The sequence below is a fragment of the Caballeronia pedi genome, from assembly GCF_001544915.2.
GTDB lineage: Bacteria > Pseudomonadota > Gammaproteobacteria > Burkholderiales > Burkholderiaceae > Caballeronia > Caballeronia pedi.
This window is the reverse complement of the sequence record NZ_FCOE02000008.1, coordinates 181,440-193,843: the sequence shown is the minus strand read 5'-3', so window position 1 is coordinate 193,843 and position 12,404 is coordinate 181,440. Positions and strand designations below refer to the sequence as shown.

Annotated in this window: 11 protein-coding genes; 7 read left to right on the top strand and 4 right to left on the bottom strand. The window is 64.5% G+C overall.

Features of this window, described 5'->3' with window-relative positions:
• Positions 1-187: 187 nt before the first annotated feature.
• A complete protein-coding gene (cadR, locus tag AWB80_RS14930) occupies positions 188-619 on the bottom strand; it encodes a Cd(II)/Pb(II)-responsive transcriptional regulator (RefSeq protein ID WP_061175432.1) in 432 nt (143 codons plus the stop codon).
• An 87-nt stretch (positions 620-706) separates the two neighbouring features.
• On the opposite strand from cadR, the gene AWB80_RS14925 reads away from it, so the two are divergent.
• Together AWB80_RS14925 and AWB80_RS14920 are read left to right on the top strand one after the other, a co-directional pair.
• Positions 707-2,950: a heavy metal translocating P-type ATPase gene (locus AWB80_RS14925; RefSeq protein WP_087131292.1), complete on the top strand. Its 2,244-nt coding sequence runs from the start codon at positions 707-709 to the stop codon at positions 2,948-2,950.
• 41 nt (positions 2,951-2,991) lie between these two features.
• A complete protein-coding gene (locus tag AWB80_RS14920; RefSeq protein ID WP_087131291.1) occupies positions 2,992-3,315 on the top strand; it encodes a zinc-ribbon domain-containing protein in 324 nt (107 codons plus the stop codon).
• A gap of 14 nt (positions 3,316-3,329) precedes the next feature.
• Here AWB80_RS14920 and AWB80_RS14915 read toward each other — a convergent pair whose 3' ends face one another.
• From AWB80_RS14915 to AWB80_RS14905, 3 genes are all read right to left on the bottom strand, one after another.
• Positions 3,330-4,634 (bottom strand): SUMF1/EgtB/PvdO family nonheme iron enzyme, encoded by a 1,305-nt coding sequence (locus AWB80_RS14915; RefSeq protein ID WP_061175532.1) that lies wholly within the window; start codon positions 4,632-4,634, stop codon positions 3,330-3,332.
• 165 nt (positions 4,635-4,799) lie between these two features.
• Complete coding sequence (locus AWB80_RS14910; protein ID WP_087131289.1) at positions 4,800-5,519, bottom strand: helix-turn-helix domain-containing protein; 720 nt, start codon at positions 5,517-5,519, stop codon at positions 4,800-4,802.
• A 106-nt stretch (positions 5,520-5,625) separates the two neighbouring features.
• Positions 5,626-6,096 (bottom strand): universal stress protein, encoded by a 471-nt coding sequence (locus AWB80_RS14905; RefSeq protein ID WP_061175429.1) that lies wholly within the window; start codon positions 6,094-6,096, stop codon positions 5,626-5,628.
• 271 nt (positions 6,097-6,367) lie between these two features.
• Here AWB80_RS14905 and AWB80_RS14900 point away from each other — a divergent pair, with 271 nt between their 5' ends.
• The 5 genes from AWB80_RS14900 (at position 6,368) to AWB80_RS14880 (ending at position 12,388) form a co-directional block, all read left to right on the top strand.
• A complete protein-coding gene (locus AWB80_RS14900; protein ID WP_061175428.1) occupies positions 6,368-7,897 on the top strand; it encodes an MFS transporter in 1,530 nt (509 codons plus the stop codon).
• Positions 7,898-8,120: 223 nt separating this feature from the next.
• Positions 8,121-9,695, top strand: coding sequence for an aldehyde dehydrogenase (NADP(+)) (locus tag AWB80_RS14895; RefSeq protein WP_061175427.1), 1,575 nt, complete (start codon positions 8,121-8,123; stop codon positions 9,693-9,695).
• Positions 9,696-9,812: 117 nt separating this feature from the next.
• Positions 9,813-10,067 carry a helix-turn-helix domain-containing protein gene (locus AWB80_RS14890; protein ID WP_061175426.1) on the top strand — a complete coding sequence of 85 codons (255 nt, stop codon included), beginning with the start codon at positions 9,813-9,815 and terminating at the stop codon, positions 10,065-10,067.
• Positions 10,067-11,404, top strand: a complete 1,338-nt coding sequence (locus tag AWB80_RS14885; RefSeq protein ID WP_061175425.1) for a type II toxin-antitoxin system HipA family toxin — start codon at positions 10,067-10,069, stop codon at positions 11,402-11,404. Before AWB80_RS14890 ends, AWB80_RS14885 begins: the two co-directional genes overlap by 1 nt.
• 45 nt (positions 11,405-11,449) lie before the next feature.
• On the top strand, positions 11,450-12,388 hold the full coding sequence (locus AWB80_RS14880; RefSeq protein WP_061175424.1) for an SMP-30/gluconolactonase/LRE family protein: 939 nt from the start codon (positions 11,450-11,452) through the stop codon (positions 12,386-12,388).
• The last annotated feature ends 16 nt before the right edge of the window (positions 12,389-12,404 follow it).

Below are 12,404 nucleotides of genomic sequence, written 5' to 3'. Positions count from 1 at the left end.
TCGCTGCTAATGGCGCAACAGCGACCGACGACTCAAGCGCGTGCTGACCCTCGCACACTTCGACCGGCTGCGTTTCCCCCGACGCTCATAACCTCTACGTCCCGAACCACCCGGTGCGGACCCGCATGTCGGATGATGTGGTAAGGGTAAGGGCCCTATGGCCGTCCGTCCCCTATGCCAATCCGCATCAACCCAGGTGAGTCGCACGCGCCTTTGGCGCGACGGTCTCCATCGATGTCAAACCTTCGACGATGCCGCACTGTTCGAGCGGCGCTTCCTCGCCGCAGCGATTCCTGAGCGTCGCGAGCTGCTCGCGCAGTTGAGTCAGTTCAGCGATACGCGCGTCCACGTGCGCGATGTGCTCGTCGACGAGCGCGTTGACGCTTTCGCACGTACCGCCAGGTCCATCGGAGGCCGCCAGCAGCGCTCGCACTTCATCGTGCGTCATGTCCAGCGCTCGACAATTGCGGATGAAACGCAGGCGATCGACGTGCCCGGAGTTGTAGCTTCGGTAATTCCCGGCAGTCCTGTCGGGCGGCGGAAGCAGCGCCTCTCTCTCATAGAACCGGATCGTCTCGGTCGTGCATTTCGCCAGTTTCGCGAGTTCGCCAATTTTCATCGCGGCATCTCACTGCAAAAAAGTTCTTGACCTTGAAGTGGCTTCAAGGTGTGTACTGGGAGCATACAGTACACAAAGGACAGAAGCATGGCACCCGGACTTGAAGAGACGGCGACGAGAATGCGTGCGCACGATCACCAACATGCGCACGCGGCGGAGGGTTCATGCTGCGGCGCTGATCCGGCGGCCTTCCAGACGCTTGCCGGGTCCGTCGCGGCCGGCGATTCGATCCGCACTCAGATGCGCATTCTGCAGATGGACTGCCCGACCGAAGAGACGCTCATCCGCAAAAAGCTCGGCGCCATGCCGGAGGTGTCGGATCTTCAGTTCAATCTGATGCAGCGAGTCCTGACGGTCGTCCACGAGCCGGACAGCCTCGATGCGATCGTCAAGGCGCTGGGCACGCTCGGATTCGCTCCCGAACTTGCCAACAACGGTGGCGCGTCAGCGAACTCTCCGGTCGCGCAGGCAACACCGAAGGCCTGGTGGCCACTCGCGGTAGCGGGCGCCGCCGCTGCCGGTTCCGAAGCCGCGAGTTGGGCTGGCGCGCCGGTCTGGGCCGTGGCGGCGCTCGCGCTTGTCGCCGTGGCCTGCTCCGGCCTGGGAACGTACAAGAAAGGCTGGATCGCGATTCGCAATCGCAATCTCAACATCAATGCGCTGATGAGCATTGCCGTGACGGGCGCAGCAGTGCTCGGGCAGTGGCCAGAGGCAGCGATGGTGATGGTTCTGTTCACGATCGCCGAGCTGATCGAGGCGAAGTCGCTGGACCGCGCGCGCAATGCCATTCAGGGTCTCATGCGCCTCGCACCCGACAAGGCGACGATCAGACAACCCGACGGTTCGTGGGTCGAAGTCGAGGCCGCGACAGTCACGCCCGGCGCCGTCGTTCGAGTCAGGCCGGGCGAGCGGATCGGGCTCGACGGCGAGATCGTGAGTGGCCGTTCGACTGTCAATCAGGCGCCGATCACAGGCGAGAGTCTGCCGGTCGACAAGGCGCAGGGCGATCCCGTGTTCGCCGGCACCATCAATGAGGCAGGATCGTTCGAGTACCGTGTGACGGCTGCGGCGAGCAATACGACGCTCGCCCGGATCATTCACGCGGTCGAGGAAGCACAAGGGGCCAAAGCGCCGACGCACCGTTTCGTCGATCAGTTCGCGCGTGTCTACACGCCGATCGTGTTCCTGATCGCCGTGGGCGTCGCCGTCATTCCGCCGCTGCTTTTCGCGGGCGCGTGGTTCGACTGGATCTACAAGGCGCTCGTGCTGCTGGTGATCGCCTGTCCGTGCGCGCTGGTGATTTCCACGCCGGTCACGATCGTGAGCGGCCTGGCTTCCGCGGCCCGCCGGGGGATTCTGGTCAAAGGGGGCACGTATCTCGAACAGGGTCGCAAGCTCGCGTGGCTGGCGCTCGACAAGACCGGCACCATCACGCACGGAAAGCCGGTCCAGACGGAATTCGAGCTTCGTGCGACACACGTCGATAGCACCTGGGTTCGTTCTGTCGCCGCCAGCCTTGCGGGGCGGTCGGACCATCCCGTGTCGATGGCGATCGCGCAGAAGGCCGACGCGGATCGTATCGCGCGCGTGCCGGTCGAGGCCTTCGAAGCGCTTGCGGGCCGCGGCGTCGCGGGCGTCGTTTCCGGACGGCGTTATTCGCTTGGCAATCATCGTCTCGTCGAAGAGCTCGCGCGCTGCTCGACGGAGCTGGAAGCCCGGCTCGACACGCTCGAGCGCGCGGGCAGGACGGTGGTGATGTTGATCGACGACGAGCGCGTGCTCGGACTGTTCGCAGTCGCCGATACGGTGAAGGACAGCAGCAAGGACGCCATTGCCGAGCTGCATGCGCTTGGCGTGCGAACGGCGATGCTCACCGGCGACAACCCGCACACCGCCAAGGCGATCGCGGATCAGGTTGGCATCGACCGCGCCGAAGGCGATCAGTTGCCCGAGGACAAGCTGCGCATCGTGAAAGAGCTCTCGAAAGGCGGCTCGATGGTGGGTATGGTCGGCGACGGCATCAACGATGCCCCGGCGCTCGCGCAATCCGACATCGGTTTCGCGATGGGCGCGATGGGCACGGACACGGCCATCGAGACGGCGGACGTCGCCTTGATGGACGACGACCTGCGCAAGATTCCTTCCTTCATTCGCCTGTCTCGCGCCACGCACGGAATTCTCGTGCAGAACATCTCGCTCGCGCTCGGGATCAAGGCTGTCTTCCTCGTGTTGACGCTCGCCGGACTCGGAACGATGTGGATGGCGGTCTTCGCCGATGTCGGCGCGAGTCTGCTGGTGGTGGGTAACGGATTGCGCTTGCTTAGGAAATAAGCAAAGCGAACGAAAGCGATATTCTCAAAACTGGAGAAGTCATGAGCTGGCTTGAACGCATGTTTGGGGGCCACCACGGTGGTCAGAACCGTAGCGGCCACGATCGCGGTCATGGCGGCTCGCATGGACGATACGGCGATGATCGGACTCGCCACTCGAACGAAGAGTGGGGCAGAGCGCCGAACGCGCCGCCAGCGCCGCCTGGCATCGATTGCCCGAAGTGTGGGGCAGCCAATGCCGCTGGCTCGCGGTTTTGCAGCCAGTGCGCGACTTCATTTGCCCCGCAAGCCTGCTCGACATGCAAGGCGACGCTGGCGCCGGGCGCGAAATTCTGTAGCCAATGCGGCGCGCCGGCGAACGTGTGAGGGTCAGCTACGCGTTATGAGTTCTTCACGCAACGAAACCCGGCATACACATACTGATAATGCCCCTGGAACCAGTTGCGGAAACTCGGCCGCAACATGCAGGCCGCCGTGCGCGGTGAGCCGCCCTTGATGACGAAGTGCTTGCCGTCGAAGAAATTCGCCGAATAACCGAGATAGAACGCAAACGGCTCGAAACCTTGCAACGGGCCGAATTCCGTCGAGGTCCATTCCCAGCCATTGCCGAACTGGCCTTCGACGCCGAATTCGCTGCGATTTTCCGGATACGCCTGCACCGGCGACGGGTCCCATCGGCGGAAATCGAAGTTGCCTTCCGCGACCCCCGGCGCGCCCGACGCCGCGCGCTGCCATTGCGCTTCGGTCGGCAATGACTTGCCCGCCCAGCGCGCGTACGCCTTCGCTTCGGCGTAGCTCACGTACACGGGCCAGTCGGGCGGAAGCGCGATCTCGTCGAACATCGTGCGCAGCTTCCACGCGTCTGGCGCGTCGTCGCCGTCGCCGGGAATCCAGAAGGCCGGATGCGCGATGCGCTCGTCTTCCTTCCATGCCCAGTCGGCGTCGTCCCAATATTCGCGATTCCAGTAGCCGCCCGCATCGATGAAGCGCAGATACTCGCCGTTCGTGACCATATAGCGGTCGATTTCGAACGCGGGCACGTCGATGCGTTCCTCGCCGAACTCGTTGTCCCAGCCGAAGCGGCCGCTTTCGCGCGTCAGGCCGAGCGTCGCGCTGCCCGCCGGCACGCGCACGGTTTCATGCTTCAGTTCGCGATCGGAAGTGCGCTCGGAACGCGCATTCGCCGGTGCAATTTTTCTATCGACCGGCAATTGATGCAGCATGTACGCGAGCGTTTCGGCGTGCATCAGCCTGTGCTCGATCGCGACTTCGAGCAGTTGCGCGGGCGATTCGTCGGCGGACAGCGGCGCGGCGGCGATTTCGTTCGGATCGAAGCACGCATCGATGAGCGCGCGGACCGTTTGCCGATACGTGCGCACTTCATCGAGCGATGGCCAGTCGGCCGGCTGATCGGTCGGCAGTCCGCCATCCACCGGATCGATGCCGAAGGCGAACAACTGGTCGTAGGCGGGATTCGGACTCGGCAGGTCGAACAGCCGCTGGTCGAACAGATTGCGATCGAAGGCTTCGAGATGCCCGATATAAAAGACGATGCGATGCCGCTCGGCGATCGGCCTGTCGTAAAGGTGTTCGGGCTTGATTACGTCGAAAATCTCGTCGGTGACGCGGCGCGCTTCGGCGAGGCGCTCGAGCAGCGGATGTCGCAGGGAAGGTTCGCGGTTCATGTCGCCCAATCTCCGTGGCTGGCCAGTAGCTTCGCATCGGCCGAAGCGAACGCCGCAGCGCCCGTTCGGCCGAACCAAAGAGACTAAACCGTAGCGAACCGCGTGCCAACTGAAATATGGGCGGCGATTATTCGCGCAGGCGCAATAATCGCAAGCGACGTTCCGTCAGACGGCGCGCAGGGCGTCGAAGTCGCGGATGCGGATAAATTTGCCTTGCGTCTCGATGAGGCCCGCCTTGTCGAAACGCGACAGCGTGCGGCTCACAGTTTCGAGCGTCATGCCGAGATAGCTGCCCATGTCGTCGCGCGTCATGCGCAGCGTAAATTCGGAGGATGCGTACCCGCGCTTCGCGAGTCGCGATGAGAGATCGAGCAGCAGTCGCGCGACACGTTCGTCCGCGCGCAGCATGCCGAGCCTGACGACGTGACTCGCCTCGCGATTCACCGCGTGGCTCATCATGCGATGCAGGCGCTTTTGCAGCGCGTCGGTCTCGCGGCACATGCGCTCGAACAGCGAATATGGAACGACGCAGACCGAACTGTCTTCCAGCGCGATGGCGTCGCACATATGCGCACCTTCCTCGATGCCTTCGAAACCGAGCGCGTCGCCCGCGAGCAGCATGCCGGTGACCTGCTCGCGCCCGCCGTCGTGCGTGATGACCGTCTTGATCGATCCGGAGCGCACCGCGAACAGCGAATCGAAGCGGTCGCCGGCGCGAAACAGCGTGTCGCCGCGCTTGACCTTGCGCGTCATGGAGATGATGTCCTCCAGTTTCGCGATGTCGTTGGCGCAGAGGCCTTCGGGCATGCAGAGATGCCGCATCGCACAGGTCGAGCAGTGCGCCGAATTGCGCCGCGCGCGGGAACTATCGGACAGGGCGGTCATTTTGGGCTCGTTTTGTTGATGAATGACAAAACGATTGTCCCATAGGCCACCGCCCCGACCGCGTGAAAAATTGACGCGGTCAGGGCATCGATCAAACTTTTTTACCTTATATGGTTGCTTTTTCGCGAGGCTCCGCCGCCGATGGAATCAGCAACACCGGCAACGTTGCCTGACGCAGACATCTTTCGGCCACGCTGCCGAGAATCAGCCGCTGAAAGCCCTTGCGGCCATGCGTGCCCATGATCAGCAGATCGGCGTTGAACGCGTCGGCAGCCTTGATGATGAGCGTCGCGACATCGTCGCTCGCGGTCGCCTCGACCGTCACGACTTCGCCGCTCACGCCGCGCGCCTTCATCTGATCGGCGGCCTCGCGCGCGAGCGACGCGCCCTGTTCCATCAGGCTCGCGTGCAGCGAAGAGGGATCGTAGCCGGGCACGTCGAGGTACATCGGGCTGCCTTCGACGACGTAATACGGCTGCACGACCGCCTGATGCGTAACGGCGAGATCGAGCGCGGCGCTGAAGGCACGCCCGGAAGTCCGGCTGCCGTCGATAGCGACGAGAATGCGTTTGAACATGGCGGTTTTTTCCCCTGAAACGATCGATTGGCGTACGGCGCGCCCAGCGCCTCATGACTTCGCATCATAGAGCGCGCATCTTCCGCCTCGACGCCGCTTTTTTTCGATAAGTCGATCCAGCGCAAGGCAGGCCGTACAATTCGTGGTTCTTCGGCATCAGCGCCCGCTTAAAAAGCGCCGGCGCGACCTCTTTTTAGCACTTCTCCAGCCAGCCCGCCCGACCGTGACTCAAACGCCGCCCGCTTTACCGTTCAGAACCGCTCTTTACGCGATGCTCGGCATCGGCCTCGTCAACATGCTCGTCGCGCTCGATCAGACCGTGGTCAGCACCGCGCTGCCGTCGATCGTCGCGGAACTGCACGGCTTCGAGTTCTATGCGTGGATCGCGAGCGCCTATCTGCTCGCGTCGGTCGTCACGGTGCCGGTGTTCGGGCGGCTCGGCGACTACTTCGGCCGCAAGCGCTTCGTGATCGCGGCGGTGATCGTGTTCACGGTCGCCTCGGTGCTGTGCGGGATCGCGCCCAGCATGCTGTTTCTCGTGCTCGCGCGCGGCCTGCAGGGTGTCGGCGGCGGGATGATGGTCGGCACCGCGTTTGCATCGATTCCCGATCTGTTTCCCGATCCGCGCACCCGCGTGCGCTGGCAGGTCGTGCTGGCGGCCGCTTACGGCATCGGCACGGCGGCGGGGCCGTCGCTCGGCGGCTGGATGAGCCAGCACTGGGGCTGGCGCTCGACGTTCCTCGTGAATCTGCCGGTCGGCGCGGCGGCGCTCTACTTCATCTGGTCGCATCTGCCGAATCTGCACCGGCCGCGCGAAGGCGGCGTGAAGATCGACTGGACCGGCGCCGCGCTCGTCGCGCTGGTGCTCGGCGGCTTTCAGGCGCTGATCGAGGCGTTGCCGAAAGACGGCCTCACGACCGCGAACATCGCGCTGGGCATCGGCGTGGCGGTGTGCGCGGTGGCGCTCCTGATCTGCGAGCGGCGCGCGACGCATCCGATCATCCCGCTCGACATCTTCCGCGATCCGCAACTCAACACGCTCTTCACGCTGTCGTTTCTGGCCGGCTTCGTGATGTTTTCGCTGATTTTTTTCGCGCCGCTCCTGCTGCAGGGCGGTTTCGGGCTTTCGCCCCAGGCCGCGGGCCTGCTCGCGACGCCGATCGCCGCGTGCATCGCGCTCGGCAGTTTCATCAACACGCGCATCGTCATTCATATGCGCAAGCCGGTGAACATTCTCTCGATCGGCTTCACGCTGCTGCTGCTCGCGTCGGTGGCGCTGGCGTTCGCGCGCGAGTCGACGCCGCATCTTTGGATCGAATTGCCGATGGCCGCGATCGGCATCGGCCTCGGCTTCGTCCTGAACAATATGAATGTCTTCGGACAGGAAATCGCGGGGCGCGAGCGCTTCGGCATCACGACCGCGCTGCTGCAGTCGACGCGCATGGTCGGCGGGATGCTGGGCACGAGCATCGTCGGGACGATCGTCGCGCATCACTATGCGAGCGTCGTGACGCGCACGGTCAGCGTGCTCGGCCCGGCGACCTCGGCGCAATGGCTGCCGCGCCTGTCCGACCCGCGCATTCTCGTCGATGAAGCGTTGCGCGAGCACGTCCTCGCCGAGCTGACCTCGGCCGGCCTGGATGCCGCCGCGCTCCTCGACGCCGCGCGCGATGCGCTCGTGCAGTCGATCCACATCGGCGTGATGCTGACGGCCGTCGCGGCGCTGGTGGCGGTATTGCTGGTGCGGCGCATCGCGCACATCACGTTCAAGAAGCACGCGACGCCCGTGCCGAAGTCCTGAAGCGCAATCTTTGATAAGTGGTGGGTCGCGCCTATAGTTTCTGCGTCGCCGGACGGACCGGTTGTCGACTCGGCTTCGACCGCGCACCGCGCTTGCTTCGTCTTCGTCGACGGCGGTTCGCGCGTCTCGCGCGGAACGCTTGCGCGGGCTGCGGGTCACTCGCTTTAGCGGGCGGCCGCGCGACAGGCCTGCCGCCCATCGCCAACAGAGATGAGGAGCTGACATGAAGATCACCGGAGACATGCTGATCGGCGCATCGGCCGTGCGGGGCACCGACGCCACGCTCCGCGCGTTCGACCCCGCCCGCAACGCCGACCTGGAGCCCGCATTCGGCGGCGGCGGCGCGGCGGAAGTCGCGCGCGCGTGCGAACTCGCCGATGCCGCTTTCGACGACTATCGCCACGCGCCTTTCGAGACGCGCGCGCAGTTTCTCGAAGCGATCGCCGACAACCTCATCGCGCTCGGCGACACGCTGATCGAACGCGCGATGGCCGAATCCGCGCTGCCGAAGGCGCGTCTCGAAGGCGAGCGCGCTCGCACGGTCGGGCAGTTGCGCCTGTTTGCGTCGCTCGTGCGCGAGGGCCGCTGGCTCGCCGCCACGCTCGATTCCGCGCAGCCGGACAGAAAGCCGCTGCCGCGCTCCGATCTGCGTTTGCAGAAGATTCCCGTCGGCCCGGTCGCGGTGTTCGGCGCGAGCAACTTTCCGCTGGCGTTTTCGGTGGCGGGCGGCGATAGCGCGTCGGCGTTCGCGGCGGGATGTCCGGTCGTCGTGAAATCGCATCCGGGGCATTTGGGTACGTCGGAACTGGTCGGGCGCGCGGTGCAGAAGGCGGTCGCGGACAGCGGCTTGCCGGAGGGCACGTTTTCGCTCGTCGTCGGCGCGGGCAATGCCATCGGCGAAGCGCTGGTCGCGCATCCGGCGATCCAGGCGGTCGGCTTCACGGGTTCGCGGCGCGGCGGGCTGGCGCTCGTCGATATCGCGTCGAAGCGGCCGGTGCCGATTCCCGTTTTCGCCGAGATGAGCAGCGTCAATCCGGTGTTCGCGTTGCCGGGCGCGCTGGCGGCGCGCGGCGATACGCTGGCGACGGGCTATATCGATTCGGTCACGCTGGGCGTCGGCCAGTTCTGCACGAATCCGGGCCTCGTGATCGGGCTCGCGGATTCGGATCTCGATGACTTCATCGACAACGCCGCGGCCGCGCTCGAAAAGAAGAGCACGCAGACGATGCTCACGGCGGGCATCGCGGCGGCGTATGAAGAGGGCGTCAAGCACCGCGACGGGGCGGCCAGCCGCATCGCGACCGGCACGAAGAGCGAGGCGTCGAGCGGCGCGCTGCCGGCGCTGTATCGCGTGAGCGCGGAGGCGTTTCTCGCGAAGCCGCAGCTGGCGGAGGAGATTTTCGGGCCGACGTCGGTGGTGGTCGTGTGCCGCGACGAGGACGAGCTGATCGCGGTCGCGCGCCGTCTCGAAGGTCAGCTCACCGCGACGCTGCTGATGGAAAAGGACGATGTCGAACTCGCGCGGCGGCTTCTTCCGGTGCTGGAGCGCAAAGCCGGGCGGATTCTCGCGAACGGCTTTCCGACTGGCGTCGAGGTGTCCTACGCGATGGTGCACGGCGGGCCGTATCCGGCCACGTCCGACAGCCGCTCGACGTCCGTCGGCGCGATGGCGATCGAACGCTTCCTGCGGCCGGTGTGCTATCAGGACTTGCCGGCGGCGCTGTTGCCCGAGTCGCTCGCGGATGACAATCCGCTGTCGCTCTGGCGATTGAGGGACGGGCAACTGGGCCCGAACTGAGGGTGAGTTGAATTATCTCTTTGGCGAATAAACGTCGTTTATTCGCCAAAGAGATTTCTTGACGAATATCTGTTTGACAAATAAAGTGCATTTATTCGCCAAACAGATACGTCCGCCATGCAACAAGTCATCGCAACGATCGGTCAGATGGGCCACGTGCTCGCGGCTGGCCGCAAACGCGCCGGACTGACGCAAGCCCAGGCGGCGGCGCGGCTGGGCATCAGTCAGAGCCGCATATCGACGCTCGAACGCGATTCCGGCGCGCTGACGCTGGATCAGTTGCTCGCTTTGTTCGGCGTATACGGTCTTCAGTTGCTGGTGCAGGACCGGCCCGACAATTCCCTGATCGAAGCGAACGAGGCGGGGTGGTAATGCCCGGACGTCGGCCTCATTCGCGGGCATTGTCCGTCTGGGCCAACGGTCAGCGCGTGGCGACGTGGCGTCTGCCTGTGCGCGGTCAGGCCGAACTCGTCTACGACGACACTTGGGTTTGCTCGGACGAGGTGCGCCCGCTTTCACTGTCGCTGCCGATCCGGCTCGACGGCGCGCCGCTCAAAGGCGACGCGGTGCTCAATTACTTCGACAATCTGCTTCCCGACAGCGAGGCGATCCGGCGGCGCATCGCGCAGCGTTTCCAGACCGACAGCCTCGATGCCTTCGACTTGCTGCAGGCCATTGGCCGCGACTGCGTGGGTGCGGTGCAATTGCTCGCGGAAGACGAATCGCCCACGGGCGTCGAAACGATCGAAGGCACGCCGCTTACCGACAATGACATCGAGAACCTGCTGAGCCAGGTCGCCGGCGGCGCGCCCTTCGGCACGGACGATGATGACGATTTCCGCATCTCGCTCGCCGGCGCGCAGGAAAAGACGGCGCTGCTGCGGCACGATGGCCGCTGGCTCAGGCCGCACAACGCGACTCCGACGACCCACATCCTCAAGCTGCCGCTCGGCCTCGTCGGCAATCGCCGCGCCGATCTCACGACGTCCGTCGAAAACGAATGGCTTTGCATGCGCATTCTGCACACGTTCGGCCTGCCGGTCGCGAACGCGGACATCGCGACGTTCGGTGAGCGGCGCGTGCTCGTCGTCGAGCGCTTCGACCGGCGTTTGCATCCAGCGGGAAACTGGATTCTGCGTTTGCCGCAGGAAGATTTCTGTCAGGTGAACGCCTTGCCGCCGCACAAAAAGTACGAACAGGACGGCGGTCCGGGCGTGCTCGATCTCGCGCGCGTGCTGCAGCAATCGAGCGATGCGCGCCGCGACATCGAAACATTGGTGACGGCGCAGCTTCTGTTCTGGCTGCTCGCCGCGCCGGACGGCCACGCGAAGAACTTCAGCATTCACCTGCTCAGAGGCGGACAATACCGCCTCACGCCGCTCTACGACGTCATGTCGATCTGGCCGGTGGAAGGCGATGGCGCGAATCAATGGTCCTGGTACAAGGCCAGGCTCGCAATGGCGATATCCGGCAAGACCCGGCACTACGCGTTTCGCGAGATTCAGCGGCGGCACTTCAACGCGATGGCGCTGAAATGCGGCTTCGGAGAAAGCGCCGAACCGATCATCGGGCGCATCGTCGAGCGGACGCCCGCGGTCATCGATGCAGTCGCGGCGCAATTACCGGGCGATTTTCCACCTCGCGTGGCAGAGCGTATTTTCAACGGCATGCGCAAGTCGCTTGCCGCCCTCGAAGCGATGGCTGCATAGTCAGGACGCCCACGCGCACGCTCTTTCCCTTGGAGACACAAAAGCATGACGAACACCGAGCGCCGCTATCCCGATCCCGCCGTGCGCGTACTGGACCCGCGTTTCAACGCGTTGCGCATCGCAGCGGCATCGGTGGAATGTCTTTATCAGGGCGCGCGCTGGTCCGAAGGGCCGGTCTGGTTCGGCGATGGCCGCTATCTGCTGTGGAGCGATATTCCGAACAATCGCATCCTGCGCTGGGACGAAGAGAGCGGCCAGGTCGGCGTGTTTCGCAAGCCGTCGAACAATGCGAACGGCAACACGCGCGACCGCGAAGGGCGTCTCGTGACCTGTGAGCATCTCACGCGACGCGTGACGCGCACTGAGTACGACGGCTCCATCACCGTCATCGCCGATCGTTTCGATGGCAAGCCGCTCAATTCGCCGAACGATGTCGTCGTGAAGTCGGATGGCTCGATCTGGTTCACCGACCCGAGCTTCGGCATCGATGGCTTCTACGAAGGCGAGAAGAACGAAGCGCAACTCAAGCCGTGCGTGTATCGCGTGGATGGTCAGAGCGGTGAGATCACGATGATGATCGACGCTTTCGTCGGCCCGAACGGTCTCGCGTTCTCGCCGGATGAGTCGGTGCTGTACGTGGTGGAATCGCGCTCGACGCCGCGCACGATCTACGCGTTCGACGTGCTCGACGGCGGCCGCAAGCTCGGCGAGCCGCGTCTTCTGATCGATGCGGGGGCCGGCACGCCCGACGGCTTTCGCGTCGACATCCACGGCAACCTGTGGTGCGGCTGGGGCATGGGCGACGCTGAACTCGACGGCGTGCGCGTGTTCACGCCGCAAGGCGAAGCGATTGGACATATCGATTTGCCTGAGCGTTGCGCGAATGTGTGCTTCGGCGGGCGGCATCGCAATCGGCTGTTCATGGCGGCGAGCCACGGGCTCTATTCGCTGTACGTCAACACGCAGGGCGTGAAGGGCGGCTAAGCGTCATCGAGCTTTT

Coding starts and splice junctions, on each gene's coding strand:
- cadR (WP_061175432.1), bottom strand. CDS start 619: ATGAAAATTGGCGAACTCGCGAAACTGGCGAAATGCACGACCGAGACG.
- AWB80_RS14925 (WP_087131292.1), top strand. CDS start 707: ATGGCACCCGGACTTGAAGAGACGGCGACGAGAATGCGTGCGCACGAT.
- AWB80_RS14920 (WP_087131291.1), top strand. CDS start 2,992: ATGAGCTGGCTTGAACGCATGTTTGGGGGCCACCACGGTGGTCAGAAC.
- AWB80_RS14915 (WP_061175532.1), bottom strand. CDS start 4,634: ATGAACCGCGAACCTTCCCTGCGACATCCGCTGCTCGAGCGCCTCGCC.
- AWB80_RS14910 (WP_087131289.1), bottom strand. CDS start 5,519: ATGACCGCCCTGTCCGATAGTTCCCGCGCGCGGCGCAATTCGGCGCAC.
- AWB80_RS14905 (WP_061175429.1), bottom strand. CDS start 6,096: ATGTTCAAACGCATTCTCGTCGCTATCGACGGCAGCCGGACTTCCGGG.
- AWB80_RS14900 (WP_061175428.1), top strand. CDS start 6,368: ATGCTCGGCATCGGCCTCGTCAACATGCTCGTCGCGCTCGATCAGACC.
- AWB80_RS14895 (WP_061175427.1), top strand. CDS start 8,121: ATGAAGATCACCGGAGACATGCTGATCGGCGCATCGGCCGTGCGGGGC.
- AWB80_RS14890 (WP_061175426.1), top strand. CDS start 9,813: ATGCAACAAGTCATCGCAACGATCGGTCAGATGGGCCACGTGCTCGCG.
- AWB80_RS14885 (WP_061175425.1), top strand. CDS start 10,067: ATGCCCGGACGTCGGCCTCATTCGCGGGCATTGTCCGTCTGGGCCAAC.
- AWB80_RS14880 (WP_061175424.1), top strand. CDS start 11,450: ATGACGAACACCGAGCGCCGCTATCCCGATCCCGCCGTGCGCGTACTG.